Annotated in this window: 16 protein-coding genes and 1 other annotated feature (1 of these 17 cut by a window edge); of the genes, 1 reads left to right on the top strand and 15 read right to left on the bottom strand. The window is 52.5% G+C overall.

What is annotated here, in order from left to right; genetic code table 11:
• Positions 1-81, bottom strand: a binding site (T-box leader); it reaches 175 nt to the left of the window's first position.
• 154 nt (positions 82-235) lie between these two features.
• From BLT35_RS04730 to BLT35_RS26765, 3 genes are all read right to left on the bottom strand, one after another.
• The gene (locus BLT35_RS04730) at positions 236-1,345 is read right to left on the bottom strand and encodes a LysM peptidoglycan-binding domain-containing protein (RefSeq protein WP_074727143.1); all 1,110 of its coding nucleotides are present in this window, start codon (positions 1,343-1,345) and stop codon (positions 236-238) included.
• A gap of 104 nt (positions 1,346-1,449) precedes the next feature.
• Positions 1,450-2,322 (bottom strand): RluA family pseudouridine synthase, encoded by an 873-nt coding sequence (locus BLT35_RS04725; protein ID WP_074727142.1) that lies wholly within the window; start codon positions 2,320-2,322, stop codon positions 1,450-1,452.
• Complete coding sequence (locus BLT35_RS26765) at positions 2,319-2,486, bottom strand: hypothetical protein (protein ID WP_160327385.1); 168 nt, start codon at positions 2,484-2,486, stop codon at positions 2,319-2,321. Before BLT35_RS26765 ends, BLT35_RS04725 begins: the two co-directional genes overlap by 4 nt.
• 201 nt (positions 2,487-2,687) lie before the next feature.
• Between BLT35_RS26765 and BLT35_RS04720 the strand changes: the two genes are divergently transcribed.
• On the top strand, positions 2,688-4,154 hold the full coding sequence (locus BLT35_RS04720; RefSeq protein WP_254777508.1) for a phosphodiester glycosidase family protein: 1,467 nt from the start codon (positions 2,688-2,690) through the stop codon (positions 4,152-4,154).
• A gap of 128 nt (positions 4,155-4,282) precedes the next feature.
• On the opposite strand, the gene hemL is transcribed toward BLT35_RS04720, so the two are convergent.
• The 12 genes from hemL to BLT35_RS04660 all read right to left on the bottom strand — a co-directional run bounded on the left by hemL (position 4,283) and on the right by BLT35_RS04660 (position 17,877).
• Positions 4,283-5,584: a glutamate-1-semialdehyde 2,1-aminomutase gene (hemL, locus tag BLT35_RS04715; RefSeq protein ID WP_074727141.1), complete on the bottom strand. Its 1,302-nt coding sequence runs from the start codon at positions 5,582-5,584 to the stop codon at positions 4,283-4,285.
• Positions 5,585-5,752: 168 nt separating this feature from the next.
• A complete protein-coding gene (gene hemG / locus BLT35_RS04710; protein WP_074727140.1) occupies positions 5,753-7,171 on the bottom strand; it encodes a protoporphyrinogen oxidase in 1,419 nt (472 codons plus the stop codon).
• Positions 7,172-7,175: 4 nt separating this feature from the next.
• The gene (gene hemH / locus BLT35_RS04705) at positions 7,176-8,120 is read right to left on the bottom strand and encodes a ferrochelatase (protein ID WP_054819249.1); all 945 of its coding nucleotides are present in this window, start codon (positions 8,118-8,120) and stop codon (positions 7,176-7,178) included.
• A 1-nt stretch (position 8,121) separates the two neighbouring features.
• Positions 8,122-9,195 carry a uroporphyrinogen decarboxylase gene (gene hemE / locus BLT35_RS04700; protein ID WP_062409260.1) on the bottom strand — a complete coding sequence of 358 codons (1,074 nt, stop codon included), beginning with the start codon at positions 9,193-9,195 and terminating at the stop codon, positions 8,122-8,124.
• Between the two features lie 279 nt (positions 9,196-9,474).
• On the bottom strand, positions 9,475-10,470 hold the full coding sequence (gene hemB / locus BLT35_RS04695; protein ID WP_054819247.1) for a porphobilinogen synthase: 996 nt from the start codon (positions 10,468-10,470) through the stop codon (positions 9,475-9,477).
• A gap of 31 nt (positions 10,471-10,501) precedes the next feature.
• Positions 10,502-12,043 (bottom strand): uroporphyrinogen-III C-methyltransferase, encoded by a 1,542-nt coding sequence (gene cobA, locus BLT35_RS04690; protein WP_139170766.1) that lies wholly within the window; start codon positions 12,041-12,043, stop codon positions 10,502-10,504.
• Between the two features lie 13 nt (positions 12,044-12,056).
• Positions 12,057-13,001, bottom strand: a complete 945-nt coding sequence (gene hemC, locus BLT35_RS04685) for a hydroxymethylbilane synthase (RefSeq protein WP_074727138.1) — start codon at positions 12,999-13,001, stop codon at positions 12,057-12,059.
• 145 nt (positions 13,002-13,146) lie between these two features.
• Entirely contained in the window at positions 13,147-13,911 is a 765-nt protein-coding gene (locus tag BLT35_RS04680) for a precorrin-2 dehydrogenase/sirohydrochlorin ferrochelatase family protein (protein ID WP_074727137.1), read from the bottom strand.
• Positions 13,912-13,925: 14 nt separating this feature from the next.
• Positions 13,926-14,750: a cytochrome c biogenesis protein CcsA gene (gene ccsA / locus BLT35_RS04675; protein WP_062409264.1), complete on the bottom strand. Its 825-nt coding sequence runs from the start codon at positions 14,748-14,750 to the stop codon at positions 13,926-13,928.
• Between the two features lie 15 nt (positions 14,751-14,765).
• Positions 14,766-16,166 (bottom strand): glutamyl-tRNA reductase, encoded by a 1,401-nt coding sequence (gene hemA, locus BLT35_RS04670; RefSeq protein WP_074727136.1) that lies wholly within the window; start codon positions 16,164-16,166, stop codon positions 14,766-14,768.
• A gap of 310 nt (positions 16,167-16,476) precedes the next feature.
• Positions 16,477-16,881 (bottom strand): adenosylmethionine decarboxylase, encoded by a 405-nt coding sequence (gene speD, locus BLT35_RS04665; protein WP_074727135.1) that lies wholly within the window; start codon positions 16,879-16,881, stop codon positions 16,477-16,479.
• Positions 16,882-17,289: 408 nt separating this feature from the next.
• The gene (locus tag BLT35_RS04660; protein WP_054819245.1) at positions 17,290-17,877 is read right to left on the bottom strand and encodes a hypothetical protein; all 588 of its coding nucleotides are present in this window, start codon (positions 17,875-17,877) and stop codon (positions 17,290-17,292) included.
• Positions 17,878-18,076 lie beyond the last annotated feature (199 nt).

Raw genomic sequence — 18,076 nt, 5'->3', positions numbered from 1 at the left:
GTCCTGCGGAACCTTCCAGCCTCTTGCCGGCTCCGCTCTCTGAAGGGTTCGCTGTCTACTATTCCCTTTCAACGTTATTACTGCATCTATGCGTACTATGATAAACAATCATCAGGTGAGAGTCAATACAAGAACCGTTTTTACTCCCGCCTATTCTGAGACTGGCCTTAAGACAAGTATAACCAAAAAAATCCCCGTTCAAGCCTGTTTAGGCCGGATCGGGGATTTTTGAGCCTTATTTCGGTATGTAGACAATTTGTCCTTCCGTTAATTCGCCTTCTCCGAGCCGGTTGTAGAGCGCGATTTCTCTCGGATTCAGATCATAGCGTTTGGCAATCGTTTCAAGCGTTTCTTCCTTTTGCACAATGCACATCCGAAGCTTCTTGAATTGCTGCTGCTCGCGATCGGAATGAAGGAGCAAATTTTTCCATTCTGCTTTTTCGGAAGGCGACAGCTCCTGCTGCGTCGGCTGTCCATCCTCCGGCGGCCTTGAATCCGATTTTTTGGAAGCAAAATTCAACAGCGATGCCAGCCCAAAGGATTTGTAGACCGGCTCCGTGGAGGATTCGGGTGCTTCAGACGTTTTTTTGCTGCCCACGGCGACTTTCAATTCTTTTTTCTCATCCGTATCGGTCTCCGCTTCAGCGGCAAAGTCTTCCGTCTTGGCGTCCTCCGCAGCTTTGAGATCCTGCACCGGCTTTTCTTCCGGCTTGGCGGTCTCCGCAGCTTTGGGCTCCTGTACCGGCTTTTCTTCCTTTACCGGTTCACTGGTTTTGGCAACCGGTTCGTGCCGGTTGATTGGCTCATCCGCCTCCTGCCGCACCTCCGATGCCGGAGCTTGTTCCCTTTGAGGGATGGCCTCTGCAGAGGAATTTATGGCCGACGGCCATTCATCCTGTACTCCCGAACGGTGCTCCGAGACCTCGTGAATAAACACGACCTCTTCTTCGGCTTCCCTCCAGGGTTCGGATTCCGATCTCGAAACGATCTCGATGCCTCCAAGCGACAATACTCCCGTCACATTCAAGCTTCGCTCCGACAGCAAATCCACGTCGAAATTTTCGATTTCAACGGCAATGTCCTCGACATGCTGTACACGATTCAGCGGCAGCGTAATTTCTACCGGAATTAAATGCTGCAGCGTCTGTTCCGGCCGATCATGCTCATCGACGTACGTCCCCGTCAAAAGCAAATTGCCGCGAAGCACGGCTTGTTCTCCTTGTGGAAGCACTTGAATGTGAGGAGTCAGCTCTACCCCTTCCAGTTCCTTGATACCCAGCACACCTTCGGATAAATGCACACGCTCGTAAATGTCAAACCTAATCCCGTTATGCTGATTCGTCAAAGTAACTTCCTCCCTTCCCTATTGCACCTTTCCGTAAAAAAGAAAAGATCGTCAGCGCATTGGTCTTTACAATTTATATGGCTGCTGCGGGAGGAGCATGACTACTATTTTTTCAATTGTTCATAAAGAGCCGCAAAGTCTTCGGGCCAAGGCGCGCGCACCTGCACCCTTTCGCCCGTGAGCGGCTCCGGAAACATCAGCACATCCCCGTGCAGCGCTTGCCTGGCCATGCCCGCCGCCCGGCCGCCGTAAAGCAGGTCTCCCAACAGGGGATGTCCCAAATGGCTCATGTGAACGCGGATTTGGTGCGTTCTGCCCGTCTCCAGCCTTAATCGTACAAGCGAGGCAGAACGCAACCTTTCCAAAACCTCGTAACGTGTCACTGCCGCATCCCCCGTTCGGGATACCCGTCTTCTCGTCGCATGGTGCCTGTCGCGTCCGATCGGCGCGTCGATCATGCCGCTGTTGTCGGAAGGATGTCCTTGAACCAGAGCGACGTATATCCGCTCTACGCGTTTGTCCCGCATCGCTTCATCCAACCGATATTGCGCCCATTCGTTCTTGGCCGCCAGCACCGGTCCTGTCGTATCCTCGTCCAGCCGGTGAATAGGTCGCGGACGGCAGCGCTGTCCCGTCGATTCCAGATGCCAACCCAGCGCGTGAAGCAGCGTACCGGACTCCCCCTCCCGCGTAGGATGCACCTTCATACCCGGCGGCTTGTTTACCACAAGGCTGAAATCGTCCTCATACAGCACTTCGATGTCCGCCCATTCCGGCTCATATTGGAGCGTTTCCTCGGGAAACAAGCGGAGCATCACCCTGCGTCCTTTCCATTGAATACCGCCGGAACGGTTCAGCTTTGTAAGAAATCGGCCGCCTATCGTTTCAACCAGTTCCTCGCGGATATCTTCTATGGAATGCACGTCCCGTTTGACTGTCCATTCAAGCCACTCCCCTTTGCGGCGCCGCGCATTCATCTCGGGGAATCCTCCTTGGCACCGTCGGCAGCAAGATGCTTTCGGCGGCGTTTCCGCTCCATCCCCGCCGCCGCCATGATGACCAAAAGCAGGACAAAGAACAGCCCCATGACGATAATCATTTCCAGGGTAATTCCATAAAAACTGTATTTTTTCAAGAGCACGTAACTTCCTCCATCCGTTGACCTATCGTCAATTCTACCAAAACGCAGCTTTTTCTCAAAGCAGTTATACTTCCGGGACTTCCTCTATTTTGCTATATCAAATCTCTATTCATGGTTTCTTTATTATGATAGAATGTGAGGAAAATATATGATTTGACCTATGTTCATTTTCCATTACATCAATAACAGGAGAGACTTCGATTGGTTACTGTCTTGCGGACCATTCGTAACTGGGGCAGGCTGAAGAGAACGCTGTTTGGGGTCGCTCTGTTCGCCTTTGGGGTCTCCAGTTTTTTATTTTTGACCAAGCCGGGAAGCGAAATAAGGGAACGGCTCGCAGAAACGGTCATTACCACGCAGCACCGGAGCTGGGCCTGGATTTTTGTCGGAGCCGAGCGGCGGGACTTACTGGTTCAAAAAATGCAGAACGCGATTGAGGATGCCGCCAGGGAAAAGCAGGATCTGGGCATGGTGAACATCGGAAACCGCCGCTCCGCAGACGAACTGATTAAAGTAGAGGATATTTCGGGACCGTTATGGAAAGGAAAAAAGTTGTACGTATACGATCCCAAATCGATCCGCGTCATGACCCCATCCAAGCCTGGGGAAGGGGAACGAATCACGTCCATGGTTACCCGTACCGGTGCTGTAGCCGGCGTCAACGGAGGTAGCTTCGATGATCCGGAGGGACTGGGCAACGGCTTTGCGGCCATCGGTGTCATCATTTCGGGCGGCGATATCGTCTTCACGGATCAAGACGGAAGTATTCCGCAGCATATTGTCGGCTTTACCAGGGAAGGGAAGCTAGTCATCGGCAAATATAATATTTTCGAGCTGAGGGATATGGGGATATCCGAAGCCGTTTCGTTTTATCCAAGGCTGATTGCCAACGGCAAGCCGCTTATTACAAGCGGCGACGGCGGATGGGGCCGTGCGCCGCGGACAGCCGTCGGGCAAAGAACCGACGGAACCGTCATCTTCATCGTCATCGACGGCCGCCAGGCGAACAGCGTAGGAGCCACCTTGAAGGAGGTTCAAGATTTGCTTCTCAACGAAGGGGCCGTCAACGCCGGAAATCTGGATGGCGGAGCCTCCTCCGAGATGGTAGTCGGGGGCGAGCTGATTACCCATCCGTCCAGCCGCTATGGCGAGCGCAGACTGCCGTCCGCGTTTCTCGTTTATGACAATCCGTCATCCGTTGTCGCCAACCGTGTCTGGGACGGCATCGATAAAATCGATCCGGGCGGCTCCCATGACCATCCCGAATATTTGCGGGAACAGGCGGAGAAGAAAGCGCGCCAACAACAAACCCGTGCTGCCGTACCTGCCAAATCCCCGGGCGGTGAAAAAGCGAAAAGCGGGTCCGCATCAGCAGAGACCAAGCCCGCAGCGGGCGGAAATCAGCGGGACGACAGCGGCAAAACCCGCACCGCCGCCGGAACGGCGCCGCCAAAGCAAAGCGGTGCCCATGAGGGAGACGCTTCCTCCCCCTCGCCTGCCCCTGCAGGACAGAAAGAAACGGAAAACACGGATGGCAGCGGCGTCCCTGTGGACAAAACCGGGCCTCCCCCGGTTTCCGGTCCGGCTCCGGCGCCTGTTGTTGTCGGGGACTCCAACGGCAAAGTTCCCGCCGGAACCGTGACGGAAACCGTTCCTGCAGCAAAATAACAGCAACCGCCGAACTCTGCAGCCGTTCCAGGCTGACGATAATCAAAGCCGCCCCGTATTCCTCAATGCAGAAAGAATACGGGGCGGCTTCATTGGGTTGCGTCTCTTGACCAAAACGGTTTGAAGGTTCACAAGCGCTTCAAAGCCTGGTAATGCGCTTCAATCGTCGCATCGATATCCGCGTCGGTATGAGCGGCGGACACGAACATCCCTTCGAACTGCGAAGGGGCGATGCTGACTCCTTCATCAAGCAGTGAGGCAAAATAACGGTTAAACCGGTCCAGATCGGAACGTTTCGCCGTCTCATAATTGATCACTTTCGTGTCTGTAAAAAACGGACATACCATGGAGCCCACGCGATTGATGGTAGACGGGATTCCCAGCTCGGCCGCGTTTTTCCTGAAGCCCTGCTCCAATTTGGCGGACTTCCGCTCCAGCTCCTCATAAACGCCCGGCTCTCCCAGCAGCTTGAGCGTCGTGTAGCCGGCTGCCATCGCAAGCGGATTACCCGACAGCGTACCCGCCTGATAAATCGGTCCGGCCGGAGCAATATGCTCCATGATCTCCCGTTTGCCGCCGTACGCGCCTACCGGAAGACCCCCGCCGATGATTTTGCCGAGACAGGTAAGATCCGGCGTAATGCCGTAGAGCCCTTGAGCGCTGTGTAAGCCGACGCGAAAACCGGTCATGACCTCGTCGAAGATCAACAGGCTGCCGTAGGAGGAGGTCGTTTGACGCAGACCTTCAAGAAAGCCCGGCTGCGGCGGAACGACGCCCATGTTACCGGCTACCGGTTCGACGATGACCGCGGCGATTTCTTCACCGAATTTTTCAAACGCGAGCTGCACCGACGCCAGATCGTTATATGGAACCGTTATCGTATTGACCGCTACGGATTCCGGTACGCCCGGACTATCCGGAAGGCTCAGCGTGGCAACTCCTGAACCCGCCTTAATCAGCAGAGAGTCCGCATGCCCGTGGTAGCAGCCCTCGAACTTGAGGATTTTATTGCGGCCTGTGTAGCCTCTCGCCAGCCGAAGCGCGCTCATCGTTGCCTCCGTACCGGAATTCACCATCCGGACAACCTCGATCGAAGGAATCCGTTCAACCACCAGCTTGGCCATTTCCGTCTCCAGCTCTGTTGGCGCTCCGAAGCTCGTTCCGAGCTCCGCCGTGCGTTTTACGGCCTCGATCACTTCCGGATGAGCATGTCCCAGAATAAGCGGACCCCAGGATCCGATGTAATCAATGAACTCGTTGCCGTCCACATCATAGACACGCGAACCGGCTCCTTTAACCACAAACAGCGGTGTGAGACCGACCGATTTGAAGGCGCGGACCGGGCTGTTCACCCCGCCAGGTATGTATTTTTTGGCTTCCGCAAAAGCTTCAGCGGAACGCGTGTCGGAACGTTTGCGCTTTTCGTTCATTTAGGCCCCACCTTTTTCTATAATTGTACTTAAACCCATCTTAAAACCGGTATCCCGGTAACTGGACAATCTCACAGCCATTATACCATTCCCATTGCAGGCCGCCACATCTTTTCTTCCCTTTAATCAAAAAATGTAAAGCCCGATGAGGTCGGGCTTTTTCCAATGCTACTGAAGCTGTGCCGCCATTTGCTGCGCAGCTTCCTTTCCCTGACGAATACAATCCGGCAGCCCTACGCCTTGGAACGCCGCTCCCGTCACCAGCACACCGGGCATGCGCTCGGACAACCCTTGGCGAACGCGGCCGATTAGCTCGAGATGGCCGACAGGGTATTGCGGCATCGAACGCATCAGCTTCGTCATTTCCATAAATAACGGCTCGGCTGTAATGCCCATCGTTTCTCTCAAATCTTTACGTACCTCACGGAAAACTTCGTCCTCCGTCATATGAAGCCAACGGTCGTCTCCGAAACGTCCGACATAGCAGCGCAGAAGCACTTTGCCGCTAGGCGCGGTATGCAGCCATTTCTTGGACGTCCAGGTGCAAGCCGTAATAAACCGCCCTTCCCGCCTTGGCACGACAAATCCCGAACCGTCGAGCTCCCGTACCATGTCCTCGGCATTGAATGCCAGGATAACGTTCGCGACGGAGACATATTCGATCCTGTCCAGCTCCCGTATTTCAGGAACCCCGGAACCGAGCACTTCGCTTATGCCGTAGGCAGGGAGCGCTATAATGACACCAGCCGCATCCTCTATCTCTCCGTCTTCCCGAATGACGCGGTAACCTTCCTCCGCCTTCTCCACCCGCGAAACACCGCAATGCTTTAGAAGACGCACATCATCGAGCGCTTCCAGCAGCCCGTCAACCAGTGTCTCCAGTCCATCCCTGTAGGTGAGGAACATCGTATTACGTGCGGCCTCGGGCAGCGTCCGGCTTTCCTCGCCGCCCGCTTTCCGGTTTTGCATCATGCCCAGGATCAGACTGCGGTGCTTCTGCTCAATCGAGTGAAATTGCGGGAAGGTCGCTCTTAAGCTCAAATTGTACGTGTCGCCTGCATAGATGCCGGCAAGCAGGGGTTCGGCGATTTGCGCAAGCACCTCCGCCCCCAGCCGCCGCTCTAAAAAGTGCCCGAGCGACTCGTCTTCCGGCGATGTTCGTTTGGGCAGCGCCAAATCCAGTGCGGCACGCGCCTTGCCGGACAGCGACAGAAGACCCGTCCGCATGAAAGGAACTAGCCGAGTAGGAATTCCCAGCATAAGGCCGTCAGGCATCCGGTGAAGCTTCCCGCCCGATAGAATGTACGTTTTTTTCGCGTTGGGATTCGTACCGGTCAGCTTGTCCTCCAGCCCTAGCTCCCGGGTTAAATCAATGATCGCCTGCTTTCGCGCCAGGAACGAATCCGGGCCTTTCTCTATAACGAAGCCGTCCCGCTTTAATGTGACGATTTTCCCCCCGAACGCCCCGCCTTTTTCCATCACCGTAATCCGCAAGGGGGCGGCCGTACTCTTCTTCAAATAATAAGCGGCGCTAAGCCCCGTTATGCCTCCGCCAACAATAACGACGTGTCTGGCATTGCCGTCCATACCATCAATTCCTCTCCAACTGCGCGTAAACGACGTCGCTTAACGCATCCATGTACAGCGGGTCGGTATTCAAGGAACGGGTACGTTCCAGATGCAGTCCGAGCTCGCGAGCCGTTAGCTGCGCTTCAATATCGAGGTCGTATAAAATTTCAAGATGATCGGAAACAAATCCGACCGGGCAGATCAGTACATGCTCCGCCTGCTTTTCCTGCTTGATGGTGCGCAGCACGTCCAGGACATCGGGACCAAGCCATGGCTCTCCGGTCTGTCCCGCACTCTGCCAGCCGAACTGCCAATTCGTCAGACCCGTCTTAGCGGCGACCGCTCTGGACGTTTCCAGCAGCTGCTCAGGGTACGGATCTTTCATCTCGAGTATTTTTTCCGGCAGGCTGTGTGCGGTAAAAATCACCTTGATCCGGTCCTTCTCCACCCCTTCGAATCGGTTCAAGGCTTCTTCCACCCGCTCCGCCAAAGCTTCGATCAGCTTGGGATGCAAATGGTAGCTGCGAACGAACCGGATGTTTAAACCAAGCTCATCCGCCTTCGCTTGCGCCCGTTTCATATACCCCCCAACGCTCATCGAGGAATAATGCGGAGCCAGCACCACGCCGACCGCTTCCGTAAGTCCGTCCTGAACGATTTGCTCTACGCCGTCCTCTATAAAAGGGGCCGCGTGCTTTAAGCCTTGATAGCAAATAAACGTGGTGTCCGGATATTTCTCGTTCAACCGGTCCTCCAGAGCCTTCACTTGTTTGTCGGTGTTCTCCCTAAGCGGAAATACGCCTCCCACAATCGCTTCATAGCGATTTTTCAAATCCTGCAGCTGCTCCGGCGTCGGAGGATGCCCTCTCCGGATATGCGTATAATAGGCTTCAATGTCATCGATGCTTTTGGGCGTTCCGTAAGACAAGACAAGAACACCAATCCGTTTGATCTCCGTCGCACTCATGTTATACACCGCTTTCCTGTTTGAAAGTTCCCTGCGCTTTCAGCGCCTGACGGGAGTACGTATGGATAAACGCTGTGAGCTCCCTCAGCTTTTCCAAGGAAGCCTCCGGGAACAAGCCGTGCCCTAGATTGAACACGTACCCCGGCTTTTGAATGCCTTCATCGATAATGGCCTTAGCCTGTGCCTCAATGACGGACATGGGAGCTGTCAGCACATAAGGGTCCAAATTGCCCTGCACCGCAAACCGGCTGCCTACGCGCCGACGTCCTTCTGCAATCGGAACACGCCAATCCAGTCCGATAACGTCAGCCTGGACATCCCGTAGATAAGGCAGCAGCTCCCCGGAGCTGACGCCCGGGAAATAAATTTTCGGCTCCTCATAAGATTCCATCTCGGCAAAAATACGGCGGATCGTCGGCAGCACATAGGTTTGATAATCGGCCGGAGACAGCGCCCCGACCCAGCTGTCGAACAATTGCACCGCTTTGGCGCCGGAAGCGATATGGGCTTTCAGATATGTAATGACCATGTCTCCCAATTTGTCCATCAGCTCAAACCAAATCTTCGGTTCACCGTACATCAGCCCTTTGGTGCGGATGTAGCTCTTGGAGGGCTTGCCTTCAATCAAATAGCTGGCAATGGTAAACGGCGCACCCGCAAACGTAATGAGCGGAACCTGCAGCTCTCCAACCAGAATTTCAATCGTCTTCAGGACGTGTGATAAATCCTGCTCCACCTGAATCGGCTTCAGCCTTTGCACATCCGCAGACGTGCGAATCGGGTTATGGATCACCGGACCGATATTTTTGACAATATCAAAATCGATTCCGATCGAAGCGACGGGATTCATGATATCCGAATACAAAATCGCCGCATCGACGCCAAGCTTTTTCACCGGCATCATGGTCACTTCCGCCGCCAGCTCCGGCTGCCTGCAAATTTCAAGAAGGCTGTATTTTTCCTTGATTTTGCGATAATCCGGGTCATACCGTCCCGCCTGCCGCATATACCACACCGGCAGCGTATCCACTTCCTGCTTTTTACAAGCACGGATAAACAAATCATTATAGCTCATATTGGATTCCTCTTTTCCGCATTCCCGTTGTATACTTTCCATTATGCCCTATTTGAAAGCAGGTAACAACGTATGTCAGCCGCCGTTTTCCGACAAATGTATGACAGCTGATTTCAAGGAAAATATCTCGCTCATCCCGGGAACGGAGAGCCGCCATGGCAGTCATCCCATTGGCCAACGTCCGGCCCCTTCGATGAAGGCGGCAAATCTAATGAAAAAACGTTTGTCCTGCAGCTGAGCTGGAAGACAAACGTTTGATTACACGATAGACCGATTCGGTTATTCTTCTTTCAGCCAACGGGCAATGTCCTTGGCGAAATAAGTAATGATCAGATCCGCGCCCGCCCGCTTAAAGCCGACCATGGTTTCCATCACGATAGCCTTCTCATCGATCCAGCCCTGTGCGGCCGCGGCTTTGACCATGGAATACTCCGCGCTGACGTTGTAAGCGACAATCGGAAGATCATAACGGTCGCGCAGCATCCGAATCATATCCATATAAGCGAGCGCCGGCTTCACCATGAGAAAATCGGCGCCCTCCGCGACATCGGCATCCGCTTCACGCAGCGCTTCGCGGGAATTGGCGGGATCCATCTGATACGTCTTCCGGTCGCCAAACTGCGGCGCCGAATGGGCTGCATCACGGAACGGTCCGTAGAATGAAGAAGAATATTTGACGGAATAAGACATGATCGGCACGTGCTCATAGCCGGCTTCGTCCAACCCTTGACGGATCGCATACACGAAACCATCCATCATGTTCGACGGTGCAATGATATCCGCACCGGCTTCGGCTTGAGACACCGCCGTTTTGACGAGCAGCTCCAGCGTAGGGTCGTTCAACACCTCGGCACGCCCTTTGGCTTCATCAAAATGAACGATGCCGCAGTGGCCGTGGTCCGTGAATTGGCACAGACAGGTATCCGCAATGACTAAAAGCTGGGGATTCCATTCTTTGATCCGGCGGGCAGCCTGCTGAACGATGCCGTTTGCGTCATAAGCCGAGCTTCCGTGAGCATCTTTATGCTCCGGTACGCCAAACAAGAGAATGGCTTGAATACCAAGAGCCGTCACTTCACGAATTTCTTCTTCCAACCGGTCTATTGACAGATGGTATACGCCCGGCATTGAGCTGATTTCTTCTTTAATTCCGGAACCATGGGTTACAAATATCGGATAAATCAAATCATACGTGGAAACAGCGTGCTCTCTTACCAGATTACGTATTGCGTGGGACGTACGCAGTCTGCGATTTCGAACGAGCGGGAAACTCATAAGTTCTCCTCCTAGCTGCGGTTAGTCGGCTTTATTCGCCGCTATCCTGTTGATATAAGCTGGCCACAAGCGACGAAACCGTCGCTTCTTTGGCCATATAGTCTACATTCAGTCCTGCATCCAAAGCAGTTTGGGCGGTTAACGGACCGATACAAGCAATGTTGCAGCCCCGGAGCAATTCAACCGGCTCATGCTCGCCAAGCTCCTTTAATGCGCGAAGCAGATTTGTTACTGTAGATGAGCTTGTAAACGTGACAATATGAATTTTACCCTGCTTGAGCAGCTCGATGATTTCATCACCGTGATCGGTTTCCAGCACCGTTTCATACATATCGATTTTGGTTACATGCAAACCGAGTTCCTTGAGCTTATGAGGCAGCGCGTCCCTGGCGATATTCGCTGTAGGAAGAAGCACACGCTGATTCGGCTGCAGCTCGGCAGCCAATGCTTCGGGCAGCGCATCCCCTTGATACCGTGAAGGGATCGTTTCAATCATCAGGCCTCGCTCCTCCAACGCTTCCGCTGTTTTCGGACCGACGGCCGCAATACGCGCCTTCGCAAGAGAGCGTATATCCTTACGCAGCTCCCGCATTCTTTGAAAGAAAAACTCCACACCGTTTACGCTTGTAAACATAATCCAGTCAAACTGTTCCACAGAGCTTATGGCGTCATCCCGCAGCGCTTGAGCAGCGGGATCGGTTGTCTGCTGTGTACGAATCACCGGAAACTCCACCGCTTCTCCGCCCAGTTCATCGATTTGGTTGGCTAAATCACTGGCTTGACTGCGCGCACGGGTGACCAGGATTCGCCGTCCGAAGAGCGGCTTCTTCTCGAACCAGGAGAGCTTGTCTCTTAGCTTCACGACTTCGCCAACGATCGTAACCGCCGGCGATTGAAAATTGGCTGCTCTCACCTTTTCCGCGATATCCGTCAATGTTCCCGTCAATGTTTCCTGCTCCATCCAAGTTCCCCATCGAATGAGCGCCACAGGAGTCTCCGGAGATTTGCCGCCATGAATCAGCCGGTTGCATATTTGCTCTAGGTTAGCCACACCCATTAAAAAAATAAGTGTGCCGGACGCTTGCGACAAGTTATCCCAATTCACGCTGGAGTATGTTTTATTTTTATATTCATGCCCCGTCACGATGGAAAAGGAAGAAGTAAAATCGCGATGCGTTACCGGGATTCCGGCATAAGCCGGCACGGCGATGGCGGAAGTAATGCCGGGAACAATTTCAAACTTGATCCCGTTGTCCGCGAGCAGCTCCGCTTCCTCTCCCACGCGTCCGAACACGCTCGGATCTCCGCCCTTGAGCCGGGTCACGGTCTTTCCTTGAAGCGCAAGGTCGACCAGCAGCCGGTTAATTTCCTCCTGCTTCATCATATGCTTGTCGGGCAGCTTGCCCACAAAAATTTTCTCCGCACCGGCCTTCATATGCTTCAGTAGACGCGGGCTGGCAAGTCTGTCGTAAACAACCACATCGGCCCGCTGTATTGCCTCCAAGCCTCTCAACGTAATCAGCTTCGGATCCCCTGGTCCGGCACCGACAAGATAAACGACACCCTTATTCACAACCGTTTCTCCCCTATTCCCCAGCTATGGACAGCAGCTCTGCAGCTCCTTTGGCGATTAGTGCCTCGGCTAAAGCTAATCCCAGCTTTTCCGGATCTGTTCCGTTCATTGTTTCTTTTAACATCCGTTTGCCGTCCGGCGATCCCACCATACCGGTCAGCGTGATTTCCGGTTTACCGTCGGCGTTCACTTCGCCCAATTGGGCATAAGCCCCGATCGGAACCTGGCAGCCGCCGTTCAAGCGGCCCAGGAAGCTTCGTTCCGCGCTTACCGCAATCGCTGTAGGCTCATGGCGGTACCCGGCCAGGAGATCCAGCACGAATTCGTTATCGCCGCGGCACTCGATACATAACGCTCCCTGTCCTACGGCCGGGAGACACAACTCGGGAGGCAGGTATGCGCTGATCCGATCCTCCCAGCCAATACGACGCAAACCGGCCGCGGCTAACACGATGGCGTCGAAGCCTTCTGTCTCCAGCTTGCCCAGCCTTGAATCGATGTTGCCTCTTACCGGTTCGATCCGGAAGTCCGGCCGATAGTTTTGCAATTGGCTTGAGCGGCGCAAGCTGCTTGTCCCGATCTTTGCCCCCTCGGGAAGGTCGTCCAACCCCCGACCCCCGATCGTAATCAACCCGTCGCGAGGGTCTTCCCGTTCAGGTATAGCGCCGATCACCAAGCCTTCCGGAAGCTCGAAGGGCATGTCCTTCATGCTATGTACCGCCAGATCGATTTCGCCATCGAGCAGCGCTTGTTCAATTTCTTTAACGAATAAGCCTTTACCGCCTACCTTGGAAAGCGTTACATCGAGAATCCGATCGCCTTTGGTCACGATTTTTTTCAATTCGAATTCCACTTCGATGCCGTTCCGCTCACACAACTCCTTAAGATGATCGATCACCTGTCCGGTTTGTGTCAGAGCGAGCGCGCTCTGTCTGGTACCTACAACGATTTTACGCATGCGTTCGGTCAACCCCTTGTCCACTCAATCAGCCTTTATAGCTAATGACCTGATATAAATTAAGAAGCTTCTGAGCGAAGCCCGCTTGAATAACCCTTTGTGATCAGACAGTATTTTAACCATCCGTCTGGTCTTCTTTTTCTTTTCATTCATGCCCATTCCAAGCGTTTTGTAGACTCAGCAACCAATCTCCGATGCTGCAGATCCCGTCGATTGTCGGGTCTTCCGCCACGCGGCGCAGCAGCTCCGATCGGAGATGATCATATGGCAGTCTCCCTGACTTAAACAAAGGAAGCAGCTTCCACTCCAGCATGGCCCGAAACAACTCCTGGCGTTCAGACGTATCGGACACGACAGTCTGGACGGTCATGCGCAGTTCATGCATCAGCTCCAGATACGGCGCGTACTCTTCTCCAAACATGTCTTCAAGCTGCCTGCGCACTTTGGCGGCCAGCGATGGGCTTGCGCCTGCCGTCGATACCGCCAGCGTCAACCGGCCGCGCCTCAGGGTCGCCGGTACAATAAACCCTCCGGCCTCCGCATCATCGGCCGAATTCACAAGCTTACCGAGGGCTTCCGCTTCGGCACATACCTGCGCATTCACCTCGGCATCGCCGGTAGCGGCGAACACGAGAAACGCCTGCGCCAGTACGGGAAGACCGGCGGTATATTCCTCACGCTGCGTCCGTATAAGCCCTTGCTCCGCCCACGCTTCCAATTGCGGGGTAAGCCGCGGGCTGACCACTGTCACGCTCGCCCCGGCTTCCATGAGGGTACAAGCCTTACGCTCGGCGACCCTTCCGCCGCCGACAACAAGGCACGGCTTGTCCTCAAGATCAAGCAGCACCGGGTACCATATTTTGGCTCCGTCTTTCCGTCCCGCAGCCGGTCCATTGGATTTGGCCGCCATCCGCACTTCCTCCCTTACGACCATTGGTGAAAGCCGGAATAGTAATTCGCCAGCAAGAAATTAAGCAGGGTGATCACGAATGCCGCCAAATTCCAAAGCGCCAGCCGGTTGCCCGGTGCTTTCAACAGCATCCGTTGAAATAAATAAAAAACATAAGCCAAAAGAACAAACCATGAATTCACTACTTTAGAGTCGAAAAAGAGTGTAAAATCACCCTCAAGCGCAATCCATACAATACCAAGGGAAATGCTCAGCAGCAGCAGCGGAGCACCGATCACCGCAGCCACAAACGCATAGCGATCCGTCTTCTCCAAGCTTGGAAGCCGCAGCATCTGCTGGGACCACTTCTTTTCCTTCAGCATGCGATGTAAAAACAAGTACATGCCGGAAAATACCGCCGAGACGACGAAGGCTGCATAGCCTCCCACCGCCAACGTAATATGAATGAATAAAAGCTCGTCATTAATATTCCAATGCGACAGTGTAGGAGAAATTCCCGGCCTGCTGAAAAAGTTGGCCGCCAGCACAGCAAATCCCAGCACATTAACCAAAAAGACAAACAATTCGATCCGAAAAAAACGATTGATAAGAATGGACACAGTCACCAGCAGCCAAGAAAAAATAAACAGCGTTTCGAACATCGAAAAGGTCGATAAATTTCTATGTTCTACCAGGCTGTAAACCAAGTATGCCGTTTGCAACACCCATACAAAAGAAAGCAACCCTGTTCCCATCCGTTTTGCACTTCGGTTCGAACCGACAAAGTCCGAGAAGTAAAACAGGAGGCTCAGGGCATAGATATAAATAATGGCATCATACAACCAAGTTTGCGTAACCATGGCCTCCCTTTCCGGTTAGGCTTTGGCCAGAACATCAGCAGGCGTGGCGGATGCCCTTACCTTGGAAAGAAGCTCCTCTTTCATCCGCTCCTGCGCAGCTTCCTCTTCTTGCTTCTGCGCCGCTTGCTCCATCCGCTTTTGCTCGGCCAACTGCTCTTCCAAGGCAAAAATTTTCGTGAACATTTCGAGCGCATCATCCCCATGACGCTCGGCTGCCATTTCTTTAATACGGACAATGGGATCGCGCAGTATTTGATTGACAATGCTTTTGGTTAATTTGCGAATCACTTTCAATTCGCGTTCATCCAATTCGGGCAGCTTCTTCAGCAAGCTGTCCATGGTTTCCTCATGAATGGAGGCCGCTTTCGTTTGCAGCGCCTGAATAACAGGACTGACACCCAACGTCTTCGTCCACTGTTCAAAAGCCGCGATCTCCATCCCTATCATCTCTTCAATCTGTACCGCCGCTTTCCGGCGTTCTTCCAAATGGGAATTGACGATGGATTGAAGATTGTCAATGTCATATAAGAAAACATTCGGCATTTCACCCAAACGCGGATCCAGGTCGCGCGGAACGGCGATGTCGATCATAAACAGAGGTCTGGAGCGGCGGCGCTGCAATATGGAAGACACCTGCCCGGCAGTTAATACATAACCGGACGCCCCTGTGGAACTGATGACGATGTCCGCCTCTTCGAGATGAGCCATCAAACGGTCCATCGTGCTTGCGACGCCGCTAAACTTATCTGCAAGCTCCCGCGCCCGGCTTAGCGTACGGTTCACAACGATGACTTTATCCGCTCCGTTGGCGTACAGATGCTTTACCGTCAGCTCGCTCATCTTCCCGGCGCCGATAATCAGCACTTTCTTGCGCTGGTAGCTCCCGAAGATGCGTTTGCCGAGTTCCACCGCCGCATAGCTGACAGATACCGGATTTTCCCCGATTCCCGTCTCGGTGTGCGCTCGTTTAGCCATGGTAACAGCCTGCTTGAACAGCGTGTTAAACAAGACACCCGTCGTCTTCTCCTGCTGTGCCAAAAGGAAAGCATCACGAACCTGGCCTAAAATTTGCGTCTCACCGATCACCATCGAATCCAGTCCGCTCGCCACCCGGAACAAATGCTCAATGGCTTTCTCATTCTCCAAAACGTAAAGATGTTTATTGAACTGCTCTTTCGGCACATCGAACCATTTTTCAATAAATCCCCGTAAAAGATGTCCGCACAAATGCTGGCTGTCAACCACAACGTATAATTCCGTCCGGTTGCAGGTGGCCACAATGACGCATTCCATCACGCTTTTGATGTTCTTCAGCTCTTTCAGCGCCAGCGGCAAATCCTTCTCGGCGAATGCAAATTTTTCTCTGATCGATACCGGCGCTGTTCGATAATTTAAACCTGCCACGACGATATGCATCTGGTTCACCTGCCTCCTCCTTTTAAATTGAATTTATTATAGCATAGTTGTCCGAGCTTCTTCGACATAATTTATGAACTTTTTTTCACATTCACGGCTTATTTTCAAAATTTTCTTGTTCAAGACCGCATTTCTATTTTCCTCCGGAATACCGGGACGTATACTTGCCGGCTTCATTTTTTTCTTGGCCTCCGGATGACTGCCTGCATGCAGCCGAATCCCCTCTCAACCAAGCAATTACTTGATATGTATGGGAGGGAATGAAAAGAAATAACCACGGAAACGATTCCGTGGTTATGATATGTTCAATTCATGATTTAACCAATTCCGCTTGCTTCAATACCGGTGTTTCGACTTGCAGTTCACCCACACCGCGAACCAGTTTTTTAGCGTGTGCAACCTCCGGCTTCAGAACGGAGAGCATATGTTCAATCGCTAGCTGAGGATCGACCGTCTCGCCACAGGTATAACAATCGAGCGCTGCGAAGCCTTTCTCAGGATACGTATGAATGGAGAGATGACTTTCTGACAGTAATACAAGAACCGTTGCGCCTTGTGGTTCAAATTGCTTGGACTGCACCGACAAAACGGTCGCCCCGCAAACCTCGGCAGCTTCTACCATTTGTGCTTGTAACCATTCAGCATTATTGAGAAGTTCGAAATCGACTCCCCATGTATCTACAGCTACGTGTCTTCCGAAAGTTGAGTATTCCATCTTCCGGTTCCCCCTTCCTAGGAATAAAATGTTTTGAAAATTTCATCCGCTAGGACCTACGTCATTCACTTCTCGAGGGAATAATCTCTCGCAACATTACATGTCCTGAGTGAATCCTGGTTCCTATTATTTTTTCAACGAAAATAAAAATAACATCTATTGACCAGAAATGCAATACTTTTTTTTGCAAATTCGTTTTTCCCTATCATCCGTGAACACCCAACAACAAAATATGTACAAAACATGTCCCATGTGAATTGACGATGGCCTTCATCCCAAGCCCATTGGCGGCTGTAACGGCGATATCCGGAACCGGTATAAACAAAGGTGTATAAAAATGCAAATGGAACCCTTCCCCGGCACAGCAAAGCCGAACCGGAAAGAGTTCCTATGAATAAACGCATTATCTTAAGCTTCAAGTACAAACAAACGATGCGTCAGTTTGCGAAGTCGGACATCGATCTGGTCGCGAACGTAATTTTCCGTGATCTCATTGCGAAGGTCAAGAAGGCTGTTCACTTGCTCCTTGAGCCACCTGATCTCTTGCTCCACCTCATTCTTATGGAACAAATGCTCCAATTGACCGAGCGTATCCTTAAATTCATAAACCACTTTTTCGGCATTCTTCGCCTTCTCCACAATCTTGACGACTGCGCCTTGTTTATATGTGTAGACCATGGTGTAAGCATGATAAATCCGGTGAACGACAGCATCCCCTTTAAAGACGGATACTGCTTTTCGCATGGCGTTAACCAGATTTCTATTTTTCATCCGGCAAGTGCCTTGACATACATACAAATTCATTTGCCGCTCAAACGGCAGGACGATTTCTTCACCAGCGTCGTCTTGCAGCACAACCTCTTGATTTCCATTTTCAAGAACTTTGACTTGCAAAGAAGCCCCCTGGTCGACAAACATTTGAATGAATTGGGTCATCTCGGCTTCCGTTAACTTTAGGCAGGTTTTGACGTATTCAGTCGCTAACCTATTTGCCATAAAAATCCCTCGATTCATTTTTTTCGAACCTAAGCTTGAGCCTATTTTCAGTTGTTCTCTATACATTATACTACATAATTATTTAATATTCCTGCTCCCAAGGTTTTGTATTTCGCCGGAAATTAGAAAAATTCGCTTTTTCCCCTCAGAAGACCGGGGGAACGGGTAAATAACTCTTTCTCCCTCCCTTTGTTTCGCA

It is taken from the genome of Paenibacillus naphthalenovorans, from assembly GCF_900099895.1.
Taxonomy (GTDB): Bacteria; Bacillota; Bacilli; order Paenibacillales; family NBRC-103111; genus Paenibacillus_G; species Paenibacillus_G naphthalenovorans.
Note: the sequence above shows the minus strand (reverse complement) of the source record. Positions and strands in the feature narration are given on the sequence as shown.